Here is a 20,481-nt window from a genome sequence, read left to right as displayed (position 1 = left end):
GATGGGCTGTGGCGACACACCAGACATCACGCGACCGGCGACCGGTGCTGTGGGCGATCAGCGACCTGCACACCGGCCACACCGGCAACAAGCCGGTCACCGAGTCGCTCTATCCGTCCTCACCCGACGACTGGCTGATCGTCGCCGGCGACGTCGGCGAACGCACCGACGAGATCCGCTGGGCGCTGGACCTGCTGCGCAAGCGGTTCGCGAAGGTCATCTGGATACCGGGCAACCACGAACTCTGGACGACGACCAAGGACCCGATGCAGATCTTCGGCCGGTCGCGCTACGACTACCTGGTCACCATGTGCGACGAGATGGGCATCGTCACCCCTGAGCACCCGTATCCGGTGTGGACCGAAGAGGGCGGTCCCGCGACGATCGTGCCGATGTTCCTGCTGTACGACTACAGCTTCCTGCCCCAGGGTGCGGCCACCAAGGCCGAGGGACTGGCCATCGCGCGCGAGCGCAACGTCGTCGGCACCGATGAGTTCCTGCTGTCGGCCGAGCCCTACGCGACCCGGGACGCGTGGTGCCGCGACCGCGTCGACTACACCCGCAAGCGCCTCGAGGACCTCGACTGGATGACGCCGACGATCCAGGTCAACCACTTCCCGATGGTGCGCGAACCCTGCGAGGCGATGTTCTACCCGGAGTTCTCGCTGTGGTGCGGCACGACCGCGACGGCGGACTGGCACACCCGCTACAACGCGGTGTGTTCGGTGTACGGCCACCTGCACATTCCGCGCACCACCTGGTACGACGGCGTGCGCTTCGAAGAGGTCTCGGTCGGTTACCCGCGGGAGTGGCGCCGCCGCAAGCCGTATCGGTGGCTGCGCCAGATCCTGCCCGAACCGCACTACGCCCCCGGATATCTCAACGAATTCGGTGGTCACTTCCAGATCACCCAGGAGATGCGGGAGAACGCGGAGAAGATGCAGGAGCGGATCAGGGCGAGGCGCGAATGACCCCGCAGATCGCACTACTGCCGGAAGTGTTGGGGGAGAAGGTGATCTCCGCCGAACGCTACGACGACCCGCCCGGCATCGCGCCGCTGCCCGAAGAGGAACCGCTGATCGCGCGGTCAGTGGCCAAGCGGCGCAACGAGTTCGTCACGGTCCGCTACTGCGCGCGCGAAGCGCTGAGCGAACTGGGTCTGCCCCCGGCGCCGATCCTCAAGGGGGACAAGGGCGAACCGTGCTGGCCCGACGGAGTGGTGGGCAGCCTCACCCACTGTGAGGGTTTTCGCGGCGCCGCGGTCGCCCGCCGCGGCGACGTCCGCTCGATCGGAATCGACGCCGAACCCCACGGTGTCCTGCCCAAGGGTGTGCTCGACGCCATCAGCCTGCCCGAGGAACGCACCGCGCTGGCGGCGCTGCCCCCGGGACTGCACTGGGACCGGATCCTGTTCTGCGCCAAAGAGGCCACGTACAAGGCATGGTTCCCGCTGACGCACCGGTGGCTCGGGTTCGAAGACGCCCACATCACCTTCGACGTCGACTCGACGGGGCAGACCGGGCGGTTCGTCTCGAAGGTGCTGATCGATCCGGCCGCCGAATCCGGTCCGCCGTTGACCACACTGGAGGGCCGGTGGTCGGTGCGGGACGGTCTGGCGTTGACGGCCATCGTCCTGTGAGCGGTTCCGCGCTCGGCGCCGGGATCGTCGTCGTGGACAAGCCCGCCGGTATGACCAGCCACGACGTGGTCGGGCGGTGCCGACGGATCTTCGGCACGCGCAAGGTCGGCCACGCGGGCACACTCGACCCGATGGCGACCGGAGTCCTCGTCGTCGGCATCGATCGCGCCACCAAACTGCTCGGTCTGCTCACCGCGACGGACAAGTCCTACGCGGCGACCATCCGGTTGGGGCAGACCACCACGACCGAGGACGCCGAGGGCGAGGTCGTCGAGACGACACCGACGGCCGGGGTCACCGACGAGCGGATCGCCGAGGCGGTGACGGCACTGCGCGGGGAGATCGAGCAGGTGCCGTCTGCGGTGAGCGCCATCAAGGTGGGCGGACAGCGCGCCTACAAGCTGGTGCGCGAGGGGCAGACCGTCGAACTGGCCGCCCGCCGGGTGCGCATCGACCGATTCGACGTGCTCGCGATCCGGCGGGTCGACGGGTTCGTCGACGTCGACGTCGCGGTCGACTGCTCCAGCGGCACCTACATCAGGGCGCTGGCGCGCGATGTCGGCGTGACGCTCGCGGTCGGCGGCCATCTGACGGCGCTGCGGCGCACGCGGGTCGGCGGTTTCGGCCTGGCCGAGGCGTTCACACTCGACGCGCTGGCCGACGAACCGCGGCTGAGCCATTCACTGGACGAGGCGTGTCTGCTGGTGTTCCCGCGCCGCGATCTCACGCCCGCCGAGGCGGAGTCCACCCGGCACGGACGGCCGCTGGAACCGGCGGGCATCGACGGGGTCTACGCGGCCGCCGCGCCGGACGGTTCGGTGCTCGCGCTACTGGAAGACGGGCGGCAGCGGACGAAGTCCGTGGTGGTACTGCGCCCCGCGACGCTGTAGCTCAGCCGGCGACGACCCAGATAGCCTCGGCGGCGGGGCTGCCCAGCTCCACGGTGGCCTCAGCGCCGTCGGCGATTTCGACGGCCACCGAGATCAGGCCGGCGAAGTCGCGACGGGCCAGCACCCGCAGGCGGGAGTCCAGGCTGATTCCCACGCTGTCGAAGTACCGCAGCATCTCGGGGTCTGCGTCGGAGATCCGCGCCACCGTGCCGGCATCGCCGTTCTCGCATTCCGAGAGCTGCCGGGCGGGCGGAGTCGGCACCTGGCCGTCGGCGGCCGGGATCGGATCCCCGTGCGGATCGCGGGTGGGGTGGCCGAGCTTGGCGTCGATGCGCATCAGCATCAGATCGGACACCGCGTGTTCGAGCACCTCGGCCTCGTCGTGGACCTCGTCCCAGCTGTAGCCCAGCTCGTTGACGAGAAACGTCTCCATCAGCCGGTGTCTGCGCACCATCTGCAGGGCCGCCTGCCTGCCGGCGTCGGTCAGCGTCACGGCGCCGTACTTCTCGTGGTTGACCAGGCCCTGGTCGGCGAGTTTGCGGATCGACTCCGACGCGGTCGACGCGGACACGCCGATCCGTTCGGCCAGCAGTTTCGTGCTGACCTTCTCGTGCGACCACTCCTGGGCGGTCCAGATGGTCTTGAGGTAGTCCTGAGCGACCGTCGTCAGGTCGCGGGAGTTGCTGTCAGGACTCACAATGACAAAGTTTAGGCAATCAATGCCTCAACAGGTGATCTAGCGGAGCCCACTCGCGTGGCGCGCCGTAGGCTGGCGGTCGTGCAGCGCTGGCGGGGTCAGGACGACATCCCCACGGACTGGGGAAGATGCGTCGTCACCATCGGAGTGTTCGACGGCGTCCACCGTGGACATGCGGAGTTGATCGACAACGCCGTCAAGGCCGGACGCTCCCGCGGGGTGCCGACGGTGCTGATGACGTTCGACCCGCACCCCATGGAGGTCGTCTTCCCGGGTAGCCACCCAGCCCAGCTGACCACGCTGACCCGCCGTGCGGAACTGGTCGAGGAGATGGGCATCGATGTCTTCCTGGTGATTCCGTTCACCGCGGACTTCATGAAGCTGACCCCGGAGCGCTACGTGCACGAGCTGCTCGTCGAGCGGTTGCACGTGGTCGAGGTCGTGGTCGGCGAGAACTTCACGTTCGGCAAGAAGGCCGCAGGCAACGTCGGAATGCTGCGCAAGGCGGGGGAGCGGTTCGGTTTCGCCGTCGAGAGTCTGTCTTTGGTTTCCGAGGCGGCCGACCCCGGCCGCGACGAGACCGTCACCTTCTCGTCGACCTACATCCGCTCATGCGTCGACGCCGGTGACGTCGTGGCCGCGGCGGAGGCGCTCGGCCGGCCGCACCGCGTCGAAGGTGTCGTCGTCCGCGGTGACGGGCGAGGGCGCGGGCTGGGGTTCCCGACGGCGAACGTGGCCCCGCCGATGTACTCGGCGATCCCCGCCGACGGCGTGTACGCGGCCTGGTTCACCGTCCTCGGGCACGGACCGACGATGGGCACGGTGGTGCCGGGCGAGCGCTACCAGGCGGCGGTGTCCGTCGGCACCAACCCGACGTTCTCGGGACGCACCCGCACCGTCGAGGCGTTCGTTCTCGACACCTCCGCCGATCTGTACGGCCAGCACGTCGCCGTGGATTTCGTGGCGAGGATCCGAGGGCAGGAGAAGTTCGCCTCGATCGACGACCTGATCACAGCGATGAACGGCGACACCGAGCGCGCACGCGCGATTCTGCGCAATTCTCTCTGAGCACCAGGTCGCTGATAGACTCCTCGACGTCAACGACGTGTGCTGCAGTTCGCGGCGGCCGCGTCGCCCCTTTTTGTTAGGGACTGTCTTTTGTCACGCGGACCGATGGATGGAGTGAAATTTCGTGGCGCTAACCACAGAGCAGAAAAAAGAGATCCTGGGCCAGTACGGCCTGCATGAGAGCGACACCGGCTCTCCCGAGGCGCAGGTCGCGATGCTGACCAAGCGCATCTCGGACCTGACCGAGCACCTCAAGCAGCACAAGCACGATCACCACTCGCGTCGCGGGCTGCTGCTGCTGGTCGGCCGTCGTCGCCGGCTGCTGAAGTACATCGCGCAGGTCGACGTCGCGCGCTACCGCTCGCTGATCGAGCGGCTGGGCCTGCGTCGCTGACGCCGATCCACTCGACTCGGCCGCGGCCGGCCCGTCCACGCGACGGGTCGGCCGCGGTTTTTCATGTCGGTGTACCGGCCGCGGGGCGAATTGTCACCCGGTCGGCCGTCCCGCGGCTCCGGCCGGGGACCCCCGCCATGTAACATAGATGTGTTCGACGATCGGCTCGAACGCAATATGGGTGCGAAACGCGCAGTACCGCCGGCTTCGTTCCCGTGTGTCATGCCAGGACCCGCTTTGATCGGGCGGTCTTCGGTAGTGGCTGCCGGTGACCTGCGAGGTCCCCGGCCGCTTCGATCGACGGCCGTAGCCGCATCAAGGTCGGTGGTTCATCCGCTGTGAGTGTTCCGGCGTGACGACGCGAAACAGCTGTATGAATCAGAGAGGCTGTACGGACGTCAATGTCTGTAGTTGAAATTGAAGACGGTGTGTACGAATCGACCGCCGTCATCGACAACGGGAGCTTCGGCGCCCGCACCATCCGTTTCGAGACCGGCCGGCTGGCCAGGCAGGCCGCCGGCGCCGTCGTCGCCTACCTCGACGACGAGACCATGCTCCTTTCGGCCACCACGGCCAGCAAGACCCCGAAGGACCACTTCGACTTCTTCCCCCTCACGATCGACGTGGAAGAGCGCATGTACGCCGCGGGTCGCATCCCCGGCTCGTTCTTCCGGCGCGAGGGCCGTCCCTCCACGGACGCCATCCTGACCTGCCGCCTGATCGACCGGCCGCTGCGCCCGACGTTCATCTCGGGTCTGCGCAACGAGATCCAGGTTGTCGTCACCATCCTGAGCCTGGATCCCAAGGACCTGTACGACGTGCTGGCGATCAACGCCGCGTCCGCGTCGACGCAGATCTCGGGGATTCCGTTCTCAGGTCCCGTCGGCGGCGTGCGCGTCGCGCTGATCGACGGCCAGTGGGTCGCGTTCCCGACGGTCGAGCAGCTCGAGCGTGCCGTATTCGACATGGTCGTGGCCGGGCGTAAAGCCGGCGACGATGTGGCGATCATGATGGTCGAGGCCGAGGCCACCGACAACGTCATCGAGCTCATCGCCGGTGGGGCCGGAGCGCCGACGGAGAGCGTCGTCGCCGAGGGCCTCGAGGCCGCCAAGCCGTTCATCGCCGCGCTGTGCGATGCGCAGCAGGCGCTGGCCGACAGTGCCGCCAAACCGACCGCCGACTACCCGGTCTTCCCCGACTACCAGGACGACGTGTTCTACGCGGTGTCCTCGGTCGCGACCGACGCGCTGTCCGAGGCGCTGACCATCGCCGGCAAGGAAGAGCGTGACGAGCGCACCAACGAGATCAAGGGCGAGGTCCTCGACCGTCTCGGCGAGACGTACGCCGGCCGCGAGAAGGAGATCGGCGCGGCGTTCCGCTCGCTGACCAAGAAGCTGGTGCGCCAGCGCATCCTTACCGACCACTTCCGCATCGACGGCCGCGGTGTCACCGACATCCGTGCGCTGTCGGCCGAGGTCGCCATCGTGCCGCGTGCGCACGGCAGTGCGCTGTTCGAGCGTGGTGAGACCCAGATCATGGGCGTCACGACGCTGGACATGGTGAAGATGGCCCAGCAGATCGACTCGCTCGGGCCGGAGACCAGCAAGCGCTACATGCACCACTACAACTTCCCGCCGTATTCGACCGGTGAGACCGGCCGCGTCGGCTCGCCCAAGCGCCGCGAGATCGGCCACGGCGCGCTGGCCGAGCGGGCTCTGATGCCGGTGCTGCCGAGCATCGAGGAGTTCCCGTACGCGATCCGTCAGGTGTCGGAAGCGCTGAGCTCCAACGGTTCGACGTCGATGGGCTCCGTATGTGCCTCGACGCTGTCGCTGCTGAACGCCGGTGTGCCGCTCAAGGCCCCCGTCGCCGGCATCGCGATGGGACTGGTGTCCGATGACGTTGAAGTTGACGGAAAGACCGAGCGCCGCTTCGTCACGCTGACCGACATCCTCGGTGCCGAGGACGCCTTCGGCGACATGGACTTCAAGTGTGCCGGGACGAAGGACTTCGTCACCGCGCTGCAGTTGGACACCAAGCTCGACGGCATTCCCTCGCAGGTGCTGGCCGGCGCGCTGGCGCAGGCCAAAGACGCCCGGATCACCATCCTCGAGGTGATGGCCGAGGCCATCGACGAGCCCGACGAGATGAGCCCGTACGCACCGCGGATCACCACGATCAAGGTGCCCGTCGACAAGATCGGCGAGGTCATCGGGCCCAAGGGCAAGATGATCAACTCGATCACCGAGCAGACGGGTGCGTCGATCTCCATCGAGGACGACGGCACCGTGTTCGTCGGCGCGTCCAACGGCGAGGCGGCGCAGGCGGCGATCGACATGATCAATGCGATCGCCAACCCGCAGTTACCCAAGATCGGTGAGCGGTTCCTCGGCACCGTGGTGAAGACGACCGATTTCGGCGCCTTCGTCTCGCTGCTCCCGGGCCGCGACGGTCTGGTGCACATCTCGAAGCTGGGCCGCGGCAAGCGGATCGCCAAGGTCGAGGATGTCGCCAAGGTGGGCGACAAGCTTCGCGTCGAGATCGCCGACATCGACAACCGCGGCAAGATCTCGTTGGTGCTGGTGGCAGAAGACGAGGCAGCGGACAACGGTTCGGGCGCCCCCTCGGACGGTGCTTCGGGCGAGGCCGAAGCGCCCGCCACCGATGCCGCCACGGCCAGCAATTAGTCGGCAGTCGCTGCGGCGCAGCGCGGGAAGTGTGGATGCGGCCACCGTGGATGACACCACGGTGCGCCGCACCACGCTGCCCGGCGGCCTTCGGGTCGTCACCGAACGGATTCCCTCGGTGCGTTCCGCGTCGGTCGGGGTGTGGGTCAACGTCGGTTCGCGTGACGAGGGACCGACGGTGGCGGGCGCCGCACACTTCCTCGAGCATCTGCTGTTCAAGTCGACGCCGACCCGCAGTGCGGTGGACATCGCCCAGGCGGTCGACGCCGTCGGTGGTGAGCTGAACGCGTTCACCGCCCGTGAGCACACCTGCTACTACGCGCACGTGCTCGACACCGATCTCGAGCTGGCGGTCGACCTGGTCGCCGACGTGGTGCTGCGCGGGCGGTGCGCGACCGACGACGTCGAGATCGAACGCGACGTGGTGCTCGAAGAGATCGCGATGCGCGACGACGACCCCGAGGACACGCTCGGCGACATCTTCCTGTCGGCGATGTTCGGATCCCACCCGGTGGGCCGGCCGGTGATCGGCAGCGTCGAGTCCATCGAGGCGATGACGCGAAACCAACTGCACTCGTTCCACGTCCGGCGCTACGTTCCCGAACGCATGGTGCTCGCGGTTGCGGGCAACGTGGAGCACGACGACGTCGTGAAGCTGGCGCGGGAGTACTTCGGCCCCAAGCTGATTCGTGGCCACTCCGCGGTACCGCCGCGTAAGGGCACCGGACGCGTGCCGGGAAACCCGACGCTGCAGCTGATCAACCGCGACGCCGAGCAGACCCATCTGTCGATGGGTGTGCGGACACCGGGCAGACATTGGGACCATCGGTGGGCGTTGGCCGTTCTGAACACCGCTCTGGGCGGCGGGCTGAGTTCCCGGTTGTTCCAGGAGATCCGGGAGACCCGCGGCCTCGCGTACTCGGTGTACTCGACGGTCGATACGTTCTCCGACAGCGGGGCGCTGTCGATCTACGCCGCATGTCAGCCGGAGCGGTTCGACGAGGTGGTCCGGGTGACGACCGCGGTGCTCGAAGACGTGGCCCGTGACGGCATCACGGAATCGGAATGTCGCATCGCCAAAGGGTCGTTGCGCGGTGGCCTGGTGCTCGGACTGGAGGATTCCGGGTCACGGATGCACCGGATCGGCCGCAGCGAGCTGAATTACGGCAAGCACCGCAGCATCGACCATACGCTGGAGCAGATCGGCGGAGTCACCCTCGACCAGGTGAACGCCGTTGCCCGGCAGCTGCTCACACGTCCCTACGGTGCGGCCGTGCTGGGACCGCACCGCTCGAAAGCGTCACTGCCGAAACCACTTCAGTCCGTCGGCCGGTAACCCGTTGCGCCGGAGACGGCAGCCGTGATGACATCGGGGTATGACCCATTCCGTATCCCGCAGAAGACTGTTGTCCGCCACCGCCGCACTGGGGGGCGCCGCTGCGTTCGCCACGTACGCCGGCCGGCCGGCGTACGCCCAGCCTGCCGTTGGTGGCATCGACGCACTGGAACGCGCCAACAACGCGGTGATCGGTGTCTTCGCGGTGAACCTGGACACCGGGCGCACGGCGATCCATCGGGCGCAGAAATCGTTCGCCATGTGCTCGACGTTCAAGGCCTACCTCGCGGCGCATGTCCTGCAACTCATCGGACGGGGTGAGCGCTCGCTCGACCAACGGTTGCCCGTGAGGTCGGCCGACATCCTGCCGAACTCCCCGCGCACCGAGCCCCGGGTCGGCGGCGACATGACGATGGCCGAACTGTGCCAGGCGATTCTGCAGGTCAGTGACAATGCCGCGGCGAACATTCTGCTCGGCAACGTCGGCGGTCCGCCGGCGGTCACCGCATTCGCCCGCAGCATCGGTGACCCACGTTCGCGCCTGGACCGTTTCGAGATCGAGCTGAACTCCGCCGTGCCGGGTGATCCCCGGGACACCAGCACACCGGAGGCGCTGGCCGGCGGATTCCGGGCGATCCTCACCGGTGATGCGCTCGCGGAGCCGCAGCGTCAACTCCTCGGGGACTGGATGCGGGCCAACGAGACGTCGAGCATGCGGGCGGGACTGCCGGTCGGATGGACCACCGCTGACAAGACAGGTAGCGGCGACTACGGCACCACCAACGACGTCGGCATCGCCTACGGGCCGAAGGGGCAGCGGGTGCTGCTGGCGGTGATGACGAGGTCGGCCACCGACAATCCGGACGCCGAGAACAACCGGCCGTTGGTCGGAGAGGTGACCGCGGCGGTGTTCCCGGAGGTGCTGGGCCGGTGAGTCGTTGGACGTGAATGACAGCGACGCGTGTCCGTGCGGCACCGGCGACTCGTACGCGCGGTGCTGCCGGCCCCTGCACACGGGTGAGCGGCTGGCCGCGACGGCCGAGGAGTTGATGCGATCGCGGTACAGCGCCTACGCCGTCGGCGATCTCGACTACGTCTGGCGAACCTGGCATCCGCGCACCAGGCCTGACGCGCTGACCCCGGATACGGGGTCGGAGTGGCTCGGGCTGGAGATCGTCGGCGTGGCCGCGGGCGGGTGTGACGACGACACCGGGGAGGTCGAGTTCGTGGCGCATTACCGTCGGGACCGGCGAACCGGGACGCTCCACGAGCGGTCCCGGTTCGCCGTTCGGGCACGGCGCTGGTTCTACGTGGACGGTGACGTCGACTGAACCGTCACGCCAGCACGGTCGCCGGATCGGTGAAGGGCAGCTCCAGGTCGGCCGCCACCTGCTCGTTGAGCAGCCCGCCGGCATGTGTGGACAGGCCCTTGGCCAGGGCGGGGTCGGCGTTGCATGCGGCCTGCCAACCCTTGTCGGCGAGCTTGAGCACGTAGGGCATGGTGGCGTTGGTCAGCGCGAACGTCGACGTGCGGGGGACCGCTCCTGGCATGTTGGCCACGCAGTAGAACACCGTGTCGTGCACGGTGAACGTCGGGTCGTCGTGCGTGGTGGGCCGCGAATCCTCGAAGCAGCCACCCTGGTCGATCGCGATGTCGACCAGTACCGCGCCCGGGTTCATGTGCGCCACGGTGGCATTGGTGACCAGCTTGGGCGCCTTCGCGCCGGGGATCAGCACCGCGCCGATCACCAGATCGGCGGCTTTGACGGCCTGGTCGAGCTCGAGCGTCGACGAATAGCGGGTGTGGATTCGGCCGCCGAACTCGGCGTCGACCTCGCGCAGCTTGTTGATGTTGACGTCGAAGATCGTGACGTGTGCGCCCATGCCCGCGGCCACCCGGGCAGCGTTGTAACCGGCGGTGCCGCCACCGATGACGACGACGTTCGCCGGCGCGACACCGGGCACTCCGCCCATCAGCGCGCCACGGCCGCCCTGGGTGCGCATCAGGTGGTAGGCCCCGACCTGGGCGGAGAGCCTGCCGGCGACCTCGCTCATCGGGGCGAGCAGTGGCAGTGCGCCGTCAGCAGTCTGCACGGTCTCGTACGCGATCGACGTGGTGCCGGAGGCGAGCAGTGCATCGGTGCACGGCTTGGACGCGGCCAGGTGCAGATAGGTGAACAGCGTCTGCCCCTCCCGCATGCGGGAGTACTCGGCTTCGATCGGCTCCTTGACCTTCAACAGCAGGTCGGCCTCGGCCCACACCTTCTCGGCCCCGGCGATCAGCTGAGCACCCGCCGCCTTGAAGTCGGCGTCGGAGATGGCGGAACCGTCCCCGGCGCCGGATTGGACCAGGACGTCGTGGCCACGGCTGGCCAGTTCCGCCACGCCGGCCGGCGTGATCGCGACGCGGTATTCGTTGTTCTTGATCTCGGTCGGGATTCCGACGCGCATGATGCTCCTCGAGTTGGATTGCTCATGAAATTGTGAAGAAAGTTCGACGTCCACACAATCCATGTGAGGAAGATTCGTTAGAGTGCGGTCGTGAGAGAAGAATCGACCAACAGCGTGGTCTCGTCGGCGCGCGCATCGAAGGATGTTCGGCCCGCGGACATCGACGAGGTCGACCGTCGCATCCTGACCGCCCTGCACGCCGACGCACGGATCTCCAACAGCGCACTCGCCGAGTCGATCGGCATCGCGCCGTCGACCTGTCACGGTCGCGTCCGGCGACTCCAGGAACTCGGCGTGATCCGCGGCTTCTACACCGACATCGATCCCGCCGCGATCGGCCTGGCTCTGCAGGCGATGATCTCGGTGACTCTGCAGTCCAATGCCCGCGGCAAGATCCGCAACTTCATCCAGCACATCCGGAGTAAGCAGCAGGTGATGGACGTGTACTTTCTCGCCGGCGCCGACGATTTCATCCTGCACGTCGCGGCGCGGGACACCGAAGACCTGCGTGCCTTCGTCGTCGAGAACCTCAACGCCGACGCGGACGTGGCGGGGACGCAGACGTCGTTGATCTTCGAACATCTGCGTGGTGCGTCGCCGCTTTAGTTGGTACGCAACGCTATTCGGGCTCGTCGTCACCATCGGTGTGGTCGTCGAAGATCGCCAGGTAGTGCCGTGACTCGCCGGCCATGCGGATCAGGTCCCGGATGGGGATGCGGTTGCCGCCGCCGGTGTGGGCCCACCCCGCCGCACGTTCGAGCTCGCTGACCGTCGTCGTGGCCACGATGGTGGCGGGGACGCCGGTGAGTCCAAAGTGGGACCAAGTTCAGGTGACCACACTCAAACGGGGCTTGGGACGCTGGTCAGCGTACCGTCTGAGGTCAGTTCCCAAGCGCACCGATGCGCGAAGATCGACGACTTCAGCCGGTCGGACGACACATGGCCGATCGCCGTGCTCAGGTCAGGAAATCCGAGCCCTGGGTTATGTCGGCCCGCGCCGATTGTTGGATCGGATCGGCGTGCGGGTGGCGAAAGTAGCGCCCCTGATGTCTACCGCGCACGCGCTTCGTTATTCACAGCCAACGCGGTGGGGTGTCTGCCGGGCCCTCGATGGCAAGGCGACAAGCGCCGCGCCCGCTGGCCCATCTCACCACCGCCGCAGCAGTTCCGGTGACTGTGGTGTGTGTAGGTCTGTCGGGGTCTACTGCGATCGGTGCACAGCCACTGACTTCGAGGACCAGTCCGTGGCCAACAGCCTTCTTCCTCCACAGTGACACGATGTCGGACAGAAGGGTGTCGATAACTATTCCCGGGAAGTCGCCGAATCGGCGGTTGCCGTTGAGGTCGACCGTGTGAATCCATACCTCGCGAGTACGCACCCACAGTGTCTCCGAAGCCGGCACGGTGCGACCCTGCGCGGTGCGCACCTCGGAGAGCCACGCTTCGGGCGGGAAGTTGCGCCACTTGTGGTCCAGTCTGGCTGCAGTGTGGTCATACAGATTGCGCAATGCACCGCCGTTGAGGGTGGCGCCCTCGTTGATCTCCTGGTTCCGATGCTCCGGTGAGGCGTACATGGGAGTCTCGGTGCCGGTGAGGGCCCAGTCGAGCAGACGGCCGAGTGCCGCGGCGTTGTAGCCCACGTGGGCGATGAGGTGGCGCCGGGTCCAGCCTGGCAACAGGGTTGCTTCGTCGAGGTCGGCGTCGGACAGTTCGGCGAGTTGTTGCGCGAAATAGGAACTTCCACGACGGGCGATCTGTAGGCGCTCGATGACGTCGAGGTTTTGAAATCCTGAGACGGCGGGGGAATCCGTCGCGGATTGGTTCATTTGACCACGGTCTTGTTTTTGACGGTACCGAGACCTTCGATGGTGACCTCCACGGTCTGGCCATCGGCAATGTAGCGAGGTGGCTTACGGGCATGTCCGACGCCGCCGGTGGTGCCGGTGATGACGACATCTCCGGGCTGCAGGGTCACGATGTGTGAGATGTACTCCACCAGCATGTCGGGAGTGAATACGAGGTCGTCGGTGGTCGCAGATTGCATGGTCTCGCCATCCAACCTCGCTTCGATTCTTGTTCCCAGGGTGTAGTCGGTGTCCAGGAATGGGCCGAAGCCGCTGGTCTTCTCGAATGTCTTGCCTTGGTCCCATTGGAGGGTGCGGTACTGGTAATCGCGCATCGTGTAGTCATTGATGACGGAGTACCCGGCAATGTGGTTGGCGGCCTCGGCTGCGCTCACCTGATAGGCGGCGCGGCCCATCACGAATGCCAGTTCAGCTTCCCAGTCGAGGGCCTCGGCGGCGTACCGCGGTACCACCACATCGTCGTACGGTCCCGTCAGGGCTTCTGCAAACTTCGCGAAAAGTGTTGGATACTCGGGAAGTTCGCGCCCCATTTCGGTGATATGGGTACCGTAGTTAAGCCCGACGCAGATAATCTTCCCGGGGCGGGGGATCACCGGCGCGAAGTCGGCGGTGGCCAGCTCGACTTGCTGGCCGCTGGCGTCGGCGGCCAGCGCGGCCCAGTCGGCTCGCTGCAGTAGGTATCCCAGGTCCGAGAATCCCTCTATGGTGGTGGCGATTTGGTCGTTGTCGACTCGGACGCTGAAAGTCGTTCCGTCTGGTTGCCGCAAGGTGGCGAGTTTCATTGTCAGGGTCCATCCGTGATGAGGGTGCGGTTGAGGTGGAGTTTCTCCATGATCGGGGCATCGGAGAAGGCGAAGAGGTCGAGTTCGGTATCAGCGTGGATGGACCATGGGGTCCATGAGGGCACGACGATCAGATCACCGGTCGAGATGTGGTACGTCCGTTCGCCGAGGTCGATGCGTCCGGTGCCGTCGAAAACCTGATACACCGTCGAACCGACGTCTCGGCGGCGACGGGTACGTGCGCCGGCGCGGAGGCGGTGGAACTCGGCTCGGATTGTCGGCATGACATCGCCACCAGTGGTTGGGTTGGTGTACCGCACGCCTGCGTGACCCGGTTCGATCGTGGCGGCATGGCCCTCGTCTTCAAGTGAAAGTTGTTCTCGAAGAGCTTTATCGGTGTGTACCCAACGATAGGCTGCGATGGGCGACGAAGCCCGTTGGCCCAAACCAGCCAAGGGACGTAAACCGGGATGAGCCCAGAGCCGTTCGGAACGCGAGCGCTCGGGCAGCGAATCATCGGTGACCTCGTCGGACCCGAACTCGAAGAACCCCGTATCGGTGTAGTGCGCGAACGGGATGTCGAGACCGTCGATCCACGCCATCGGGTGGTCGGTCTCGTTGTGATGGCCGTGAAAGGCCCACCCGGGTGTCAGCAGGAAGTCACCCCGGTTCATCGCAACAGGGTCGCCGTTGACGACGGTCCAGACGCCCTCACCCTCGACGACGAAGCGAAAGGCATTCTGAGAGTGACGGTGTTCTGGAGCGGTTTCCTTGGGGCCAAGGTACTGGATGGCGGCCCACAGGGTCGGTGTCACGTACGGCGCTCCACCGAGCCCGGGATTGGCGAGCGCAATCGCGCGCCGCTCCCCGCCCCGGCCGACCGGGACGAGATCTCCGGCCCTCTGAGCCAATGGCATCAGAGTCGACCATCGCCACACGAAAGGAATAGCCTGTGGACTCGGAGTCTTCGGCATCAAGCTGCCGACTTGAGTCCACAGGGGATTGAGATTCTCGTTCGAAAAGTCGTCGTACAACTGCTGCAACGCATCGTCGGCTTCGCTGTTTTCGACTACTGCCATACGAATAACGTTACGGTGCAAAGTAATCCAGTCAAAGAGGATTCTGCGCTACAGAATGCGGACTCAGGTCACCAGGTCATCGATATCGGCAGTAATCAGGTGTGCGGTGCGTCGCACACGGGATACGAGTGTGCCCTCGACATGGCGTTGAAAACGCGTGACGGGCACGGCGACCGCCAGGGCTGCGACGGCTTTGCCAGCAGGGCTACGGATAGCCGCGCCGAAAACCGCGACGCCTTCTTCGGTTCGGCCCACATTGACAGCGAATCCGGCCGCGCGAACCGCCGCGAGATCGGCCCGGAGCCGTTCGAATTCTCCGGCCGGCATGCGTCGGTCACGCCACCGTGGTTCAGGTCCGCGCGGTTCGTCGCGCTGGAGATAGAGATGCTCCAGGGCGTCAGGTGGCAGTTCTGCCAACAGAATTCGGCCGGCGGCCGTCAACTCGGCATCGAAGACCTGCCCGCGGCGGTCGCCGACCCGCAAGAGCTCCGTAGACAACTCAGACCATAGAAATCTGACCTGGTCACCTACGCGAATGACGAGGTTGACCGTCTCGTTGCATTCGGAGACCAGCGCCTCCATGTGGGGCCTGCAGCGAGCTGTGAGCTGCAGGGTCCAATCGTTGGCGGCAGGTCCTGCTTCCAGCGCTGACCCGGGGTGGTAAACCCGCTGCGTATCCTGAACGGCGAAGCCGCGGTAAACGAGCATGGATAGCAGTCGGTGGGCGGTCGACGGTGCGATGTGCAGTTCGGCGGCGGCATCTTTGATTCGGAGGGCGCCGACATCGCGCAGAATCTGCAGCAAGCGCAACGCATTGTCGACAGACTCCACTACATAGGCGGGTCGTTCGGTGACCTTCTTCGGGTGCGTCACGACACAGACTGCCGGCGTGGTCAATGCTGCGGCATGAGCAGAACCGGTTTCACCGTCTCACCGCTGGTCGCGTCAGCGACTGCAGTATTAATGTCCGCAAACGGATATGTCCGGATCAGCCGATCGAATGGCAGCCTGCCTGCTCGGTGTAGCGCGACCAACTGCGGAAGGAGGCGGGCGGGGTTGCTATTGCCTTGATTGGACCCGAGCAGGCGAATGCCCCGGCCCAACAGGTTGGTGACGTCTACGGGCAGCGTCGAACCGAGGGCGGGGGCGCCGATGACGACGCAGGTTCCCGCGGATGCCAGCACTGAGACAGCGGCTCCGAGCACGTCGAGTCGGCCGCTGGTCTCGAGTGCGTAGTTCGCCCCGGCGCCGCCGGTCAGCTCAGCGATAGCCTCTGCTGGGTCGGTGGAACTGGAATCGATGGTGTGCGTCGCTCCCAACTCTGCAGCAAGTGCGAGCCGGGAGGCCTTTACATCGACAGCGACGATCTGTGCGGCTGGAGTCAGAACGGCTCCCATGATCGCCGCCAAACCGACTCCGCCGACCCCGAATACAACAAGGGTGCTGCCGGGTTCGGGGCGTGCGACATTAAGCACGGCACCAACACCCGTTTGCACACTGCACCCGAGCGGGGCCAGGGTGGCCAGGTCCAGATCGCGGGGGACCTTCACTGCAGCGGACTCGTTGACCAATGCGCGGGTTGCGAACGAGGACTGTCCGAAGAAGTGTCCGTGAAGTGCGGGACCATCCTCACGGGTGATGGTCGCGGAGCCATCGAGACGCGAACCGCCGAGGAGATTCAGCGGCACCCAGTCCCGGCAGTAGACGGGGTGTCCTTCCTGGCACGCTCGGCAGTGACCGCAGGAGGTGAAGCTGATCAGGACGTGGTCGCCGACGGCGAGGGCGCTCACCTTGGGACCGACTCGCTCGACCACCCCGGCACCTTCGTGGCCCAGCACGGCGGGCAATGGAAACGGCGTTGTCCCGCCGCGAGCACTGAGATCGGTGTGACACAGCCCGGTAGCGACGATTCGAACGACGATCTCGTGATCGCGGGGGTCAGCGAGATCGACGTCGACGATGGTGAAGGGTGCGCCGGTTCGTTCTACAACGGCTGCGCTCACGCGCATGGATGTTCTCCAATCATGGTGGGTATTGGTGTGAACCGGTGAATCAGCGCCCGTCGGGATCGCTCTCGCTCAACAGGGCAGCGGTTTTCATCAATTCGGAGACCAGTGCCGGAATTCGTGACCGCGAGAGCCGCGAGGTGGGAACCGACACTGCCAATGCATAGCGCGCTGGCCGGCCGTCAGTGGGGACGGCCACCGCTACGCCGCCGATTCCCGGCTCGCTCTCTCCGAGATTGGTGGCATAGCCACGCTTGCGGACACGTTTGAGCTCGTTGAGAAACGTGGTGGTGTCGCTGATGGTGTCGTCAGTGAGCCGTGTCAGTTCGTTCTGGGCCAATAGCGCCTCGAGCTGCTCGCTATCAAGCTGAGCGAGTAAAATTTTGCCGCCCGAGGTCGCATGCGCGGGCATGATGGCTCCGCGCCGGGAGCCCACCCGCAACGCCGCGGTGGATTCTGCGGACTCCACGAAGGCGATGTCGCTACCGTGAAGCACCTGCAAATTGACCGTTTCGTCCACTCGTTCGCTGAGTTCCTGCAGGTACGGCAGCGCAAAGTCCCACCGCGATCGCTCTGGGGCGATTGCTGCAGCCAACGTCCGCAGCGCGTCGCCGGGCTCATAACACCGAGTTGTCTCATGCTGGTGCAGAAAACCAGACGCCTCGAGCGTGGTCAGCAGGCGATGCGCGGTCGAGGGCGAAGTGCCGAGATGATCGGCGACATCTGAGAGCTTCAACTGGGTGTCGGAGGACAGCATCAACAGGATCCGTGCGGCGTTGGCCACGGACTCGACCGGATACTTGACCGATTTGACCGGCCCGTCTGTCGCGTTCGCCATCGTCGCCATCCCCTTGCTCGGTATCCACACTTACACCTTCGAAGCGTGAGCGCTAGCCCGTGACCTGGACATAGGTCTTGTATTCCTGGAATTCTTCGAGCCCCCGCAGACCATTCAAGCGACCGACCCCGCTCTGCTTGAAGCCGCCCTCTTCAAATTGATCGGCAACCAGGGCCCAGGTGTTCGTCCATACGGTGCCGGCGCGCAGAGCGCGGCCGATCCGTCGCGGCCGATCGATGTCCCTGGACCAAATGGACGCCGCCAGACCGTAATCGGTGCTGTTGGCCCAGCGGACCGCGTCGTCGTCGGTGTCGAACACCTCGAAGGTGGCGACGGGGCCGAAGGTTTCTTCCTGGACGATTGGCTTCCCGGGATCGTCGACCTCGAGCAGAGACGGTTCGTAGTAGGCAGTTCCCGGCCGGACACCACCGCGCACGAGGACTGTCGCATAGGCCGACGCCGCTTCCACCTCCCGATGGACGCGCTCAGCGTTCGCGGCATCGATCATCGGTCCCATGTCGCTGGCTGGGTCCTCACCGGGTCCGATTCGCACCGCAGTCAGAGCCTCAATGAGACGGGTCCGCAGCTCGGCGGCGACAGACCGCTGGGCGAGGATGCGGCTGCCGGTCATGCAGAACTGGCCGCTGAAAGTGGTGATGGCCTTGACTAATACGGGGACGGCAGCGTCGAGGTCGGCGTCGTCGAGAACGATCATAGGAGTCTTGCCGCCGAGTTCCAGGGAGACCCGCTTCAGAGTCTTGGCGCCGGTGGCCAGAATCTGGCGCCCCACCCGGGTGCTACCCGTGTAGCTGATAGCGTCGACGTCGGGTGATTCGACGAGGAGCCGCGCCAGGTGGTCGCCGGACTCGGTGAGCGAGTTGACCACCCCGGCGGGAATCGCCGCGACCGACTGAATGATCTCGTGGAGCAGCCCATTCACTAGCCCGGTTTGACCGGGCATCTTCACCACGGCGGTGCACCCGGCAGCCAGGGCGGGTGCCAGCGAGCGTACGGACAGCACAACGGGGGAGTTCCAGGGCGTGATGATCCCGACCACTCCAACGGCTTCCGGCACTGAACTCATGTGTATGCCGGGGGACACTTCGGCGGCGCGCCCGCTCTCGGTCAGCGCCAGTGCGGCGTAGTAACGCAGCTTCGGTGCGGTGAGGCTCAGCTCAAAACCGGCCTCTCCGGCCGTTTTGCCGTTTTCGCGGGCCAGCATAGCCACGAGAGTTTCGCTGTGCCTGTCGATTTCGTCAGCCAGCGCTGTCAGCGCGCGGTGCCGTTGTCGCCGATCGCGAGACCAGTCCAACTCGTCGAACGCGCGGCGGGCGGCAGCAATTGCCTCCTGGGAGCTTGTTGGTGTGGCTTCGGAGAACGTACCCAGAACGGTGCCGTTTGCGGGGCTCACTGAGGACGTGAGGACTTCGGAAGAGATCAGCTTGCCGTCAATGAGATTGTCCGCGGAAGTGATCGGTGATGTCATGTCAGTCCTTCAGTTCGACACAAGCCACGGGTAGCGGGCGGAGTCCGCATCGGTGAGGTCCGGGTCGAGGTACGTGAAACACCGCTCGATGGCAAATTCACGCACCTCGAAAATTGCGCAAAAGCGTCCCGAAAGAGATTGTCCGGCTCTCCAAGTCGTGCCGTCTGTGGTGGTTCCGACGGTCAACCCCTCTGCCGCGACGACTTCGCCGTCGACGACGATGTTCAGGTATTCGCTGACGTGCGATATCTGCGTGTACGCGGTTGCCACATCACGGTGCTGCTGTCCCACCGCGGCCGCTCCGTGCGCTACCCCCCATTTCGGGTAATAGGAGGTGGCGTGTTCGGCGAAGAGTTCCTCGACGGGTGCCCCGGAGTCCAGTCGCTGGAAGTAGTCGCGCACCACCGCGGCTCGGTCGTGATCGGTCATGGGCTGGTGTTTCCTCTGTGCCGGGGCGGGCAGCGCCCGCGCGGCAGGCGGCAGGCCATCGGTGATCCACGGGTATCGCTGGGTGTCTGCGCCGGCGTAGTCGGGGTCGAGGTAAATGTACAGTCGTTCGATCTTGCCGTCGCGAATCTCCATGACGTCGCACCAGCGTCCCGCCCAGGTCTGGCCCCCGATCCAAGGTGTTCCGTCACCGGCTACACCGTCGCTGAGGCCTTCGACGAACACGAGACTGTCGTCGAACGCGTAGTTCAGGAACTCGGTGAAGTGGCTGATCGACCGATAGAGCACCCCGACTTCGGACCACATCTGTTGAATTTCTTTGTGGCCCCTTGCGATTCCCCACTTTGGGAAGTGGATCTCGGCGTGTTCGCCGAACAGGTCAATCATCTCTCGACCGGCGTCGAGCCGGCGGAAGTAGTCGATTGCCACTGCCCGACGAGCGTCGCGGTCTGTCGCCTGAGTGCCCATCCCTCATCTTTCAGTCGTCGCTTCATGCATAACCCGGTCCTTGGTGGATACGCCTTGGCGTGATGTTAGACACGTTCGGAAGTCGGAGTCAATCAGAGTTTGGAAAACTTTTCCGCTGCCGTCGCGATCCTGCGGAAAACATTTCTGTTAGTCACTTGACGTGTCGTCGAATGGGTCTGTAAGTTCGGTCTCGCCGAGCAGGATGATCTAGGTCACACCGACCGGCCAGCGGAGAGCTCGGTCACCACGAGCGAGTTGCATCCCGCCCCAATCAGCGGCGATGCGCCGCATTCACTTCATGGGAGATTCCATTGCGATGGTCTAGAGGCGCGTTGAACGTGTTGGGGG

At 65.6% G+C, this 20,481-nt stretch carries 20 protein-coding genes and 1 pseudogene; 10 read left to right on the top strand and 11 right to left on the bottom strand.

What is annotated here, in order from left to right:
- Positions 1 to 8: 8 nt before the first annotated feature.
- The 3 genes from I7X18_RS17440 to truB are packed head-to-tail and all read left to right on the top strand — an operon-like array spanning position 9 to position 2,529.
- Complete coding sequence (locus tag I7X18_RS17440; protein WP_193043312.1) at positions 9 to 971, top strand: ACP phosphodiesterase PptH; 963 nt, start codon at positions 9 to 11, stop codon at positions 969 to 971.
- Positions 968 to 1,639, top strand: a complete 672-nt coding sequence (gene pptT / locus I7X18_RS17435) for a 4'-phosphopantetheinyl transferase PptT (protein ID WP_193043311.1) — start codon at positions 968 to 970, stop codon at positions 1,637 to 1,639. Before I7X18_RS17440 ends, pptT begins: the two co-directional genes overlap by 4 nt.
- Complete coding sequence (truB, locus tag I7X18_RS17430; protein WP_193043310.1) at positions 1,636 to 2,529, top strand: tRNA pseudouridine(55) synthase TruB; 894 nt, start codon at positions 1,636 to 1,638, stop codon at positions 2,527 to 2,529. The genes pptT and truB overlap by 4 nt, the downstream gene beginning before the upstream one ends.
- A 1-nt stretch (position 2,530) precedes the next feature.
- On the opposite strand, the gene mntR is transcribed toward truB, so the two are convergent.
- The gene (gene mntR / locus I7X18_RS17425; RefSeq protein ID WP_193043309.1) at positions 2,531 to 3,226 is read right to left on the bottom strand and encodes a manganese-binding transcriptional regulator MntR; all 696 of its coding nucleotides are present in this window, start codon (positions 3,224 to 3,226) and stop codon (positions 2,531 to 2,533) included.
- An 81-nt stretch (positions 3,227 to 3,307) separates the two neighbouring features.
- Here mntR and I7X18_RS17420 point away from each other — a divergent pair, with 81 nt between their 5' ends.
- The 6 genes from I7X18_RS17420 to I7X18_RS17395 all read left to right on the top strand — a co-directional run bounded on the left by I7X18_RS17420 (position 3,308) and on the right by I7X18_RS17395 (position 10,042).
- Positions 3,308 to 4,294 (top strand): bifunctional riboflavin kinase/FAD synthetase, encoded by a 987-nt coding sequence (locus tag I7X18_RS17420; protein ID WP_193043308.1) that lies wholly within the window; start codon positions 3,308 to 3,310, stop codon positions 4,292 to 4,294.
- A gap of 124 nt (positions 4,295 to 4,418) precedes the next feature.
- On the top strand, positions 4,419 to 4,688 hold the full coding sequence (gene rpsO, locus I7X18_RS17415; RefSeq protein WP_193043307.1) for a 30S ribosomal protein S15: 270 nt from the start codon (positions 4,419 to 4,421) through the stop codon (positions 4,686 to 4,688).
- Between the two features lie 401 nt (positions 4,689 to 5,089).
- A complete protein-coding gene (locus I7X18_RS17410; protein ID WP_193043306.1) occupies positions 5,090 to 7,375 on the top strand; it encodes a polyribonucleotide nucleotidyltransferase in 2,286 nt (761 codons plus the stop codon).
- Positions 7,353 to 8,711 carry a M16 family metallopeptidase gene (locus I7X18_RS17405; protein ID WP_226862585.1) on the top strand — a complete coding sequence of 453 codons (1,359 nt, stop codon included), beginning with the start codon at positions 7,353 to 7,355 and terminating at the stop codon, positions 8,709 to 8,711. Before I7X18_RS17410 ends, I7X18_RS17405 begins: the two co-directional genes overlap by 23 nt.
- Positions 8,712 to 8,751: 40 nt before the next feature.
- The gene (gene bla / locus I7X18_RS17400) at positions 8,752 to 9,645 is read left to right on the top strand and encodes a class A beta-lactamase (protein WP_193043304.1); all 894 of its coding nucleotides are present in this window, start codon (positions 8,752 to 8,754) and stop codon (positions 9,643 to 9,645) included.
- 10 nt (positions 9,646 to 9,655) lie between these two features.
- Positions 9,656 to 10,042, top strand: a complete 387-nt coding sequence (locus I7X18_RS17395) for a YchJ family protein (RefSeq protein WP_193043303.1) — start codon at positions 9,656 to 9,658, stop codon at positions 10,040 to 10,042.
- Between the two features lie 4 nt (positions 10,043 to 10,046).
- On the opposite strand, the gene ald is transcribed toward I7X18_RS17395, so the two are convergent.
- Complete coding sequence (ald, locus tag I7X18_RS17390; protein ID WP_193043302.1) at positions 10,047 to 11,162, bottom strand: alanine dehydrogenase; 1,116 nt, start codon at positions 11,160 to 11,162, stop codon at positions 10,047 to 10,049.
- 90 nt (positions 11,163 to 11,252) lie between these two features.
- On the opposite strand from ald, the gene I7X18_RS17385 reads away from it, so the two are divergent.
- Positions 11,253 to 11,768, top strand: coding sequence for an HTH-type transcriptional regulator AldR (locus I7X18_RS17385; protein ID WP_193043301.1), 516 nt, complete (start codon positions 11,253 to 11,255; stop codon positions 11,766 to 11,768).
- 34 nt (positions 11,769 to 11,802) lie between these two features.
- On the opposite strand, the pseudogene I7X18_RS17380 reads toward I7X18_RS17385, so the two are convergent.
- The 9 genes and pseudogenes from I7X18_RS17380 to I7X18_RS17340 form a co-directional block, all read right to left on the bottom strand.
- A pseudogene (locus I7X18_RS17380) lies at positions 11,803 to 11,970 on the bottom strand (DUF222 domain-containing protein); the annotation flags it as partial.
- Positions 11,971 to 12,235: 265 nt separating this feature from the next.
- Positions 12,236 to 12,988, bottom strand: a complete 753-nt coding sequence (locus I7X18_RS17375) for a maleylpyruvate isomerase family mycothiol-dependent enzyme (protein WP_193043300.1) — start codon at positions 12,986 to 12,988, stop codon at positions 12,236 to 12,238.
- Positions 12,985 to 13,809 carry a fumarylacetoacetate hydrolase family protein gene (locus I7X18_RS17370; RefSeq protein WP_193043299.1) on the bottom strand — a complete coding sequence of 275 codons (825 nt, stop codon included), beginning with the start codon at positions 13,807 to 13,809 and terminating at the stop codon, positions 12,985 to 12,987. The genes I7X18_RS17375 and I7X18_RS17370 overlap by 4 nt, the downstream gene beginning before the upstream one ends.
- Positions 13,810 to 13,811: 2 nt before the next feature.
- The gene (locus tag I7X18_RS17365) at positions 13,812 to 14,888 is read right to left on the bottom strand and encodes a cupin domain-containing protein (RefSeq protein ID WP_193043298.1); all 1,077 of its coding nucleotides are present in this window, start codon (positions 14,886 to 14,888) and stop codon (positions 13,812 to 13,814) included.
- A gap of 63 nt (positions 14,889 to 14,951) precedes the next feature.
- Positions 14,952 to 15,761, bottom strand: coding sequence for an IclR family transcriptional regulator (locus I7X18_RS17360; protein WP_193043297.1), 810 nt, complete (start codon positions 15,759 to 15,761; stop codon positions 14,952 to 14,954).
- A 20-nt stretch (positions 15,762 to 15,781) separates the two neighbouring features.
- The gene (locus I7X18_RS17355; protein ID WP_232375262.1) at positions 15,782 to 16,891 is read right to left on the bottom strand and encodes an NAD(P)-dependent alcohol dehydrogenase; all 1,110 of its coding nucleotides are present in this window, start codon (positions 16,889 to 16,891) and stop codon (positions 15,782 to 15,784) included.
- A gap of 49 nt (positions 16,892 to 16,940) precedes the next feature.
- Positions 16,941 to 17,741: an IclR family transcriptional regulator gene (locus I7X18_RS17350; protein ID WP_193043295.1), complete on the bottom strand. Its 801-nt coding sequence runs from the start codon at positions 17,739 to 17,741 to the stop codon at positions 16,941 to 16,943.
- Between the two features lie 43 nt (positions 17,742 to 17,784).
- Positions 17,785 to 19,218 carry an aldehyde dehydrogenase family protein gene (locus I7X18_RS17345; RefSeq protein ID WP_193043294.1) on the bottom strand — a complete coding sequence of 478 codons (1,434 nt, stop codon included), beginning with the start codon at positions 19,216 to 19,218 and terminating at the stop codon, positions 17,785 to 17,787.
- Positions 19,219 to 19,227: 9 nt separating this feature from the next.
- Entirely contained in the window at positions 19,228 to 20,133 is a 906-nt protein-coding gene (locus I7X18_RS17340; RefSeq protein WP_193043293.1) for a nuclear transport factor 2 family protein, read from the bottom strand.
- Positions 20,134 to 20,481: the final 348 nt, after the last annotated feature.

Origin of the sequence: Mycolicibacterium baixiangningiae (assembly GCF_016313185.1) — a bacterium.
In the GTDB taxonomy this organism is placed as follows: domain Bacteria; phylum Actinomycetota; class Actinomycetes; order Mycobacteriales; family Mycobacteriaceae; genus Mycobacterium; species Mycobacterium baixiangningiae.
This window is presented reverse-complemented; position numbering and strand designations above follow the sequence as displayed.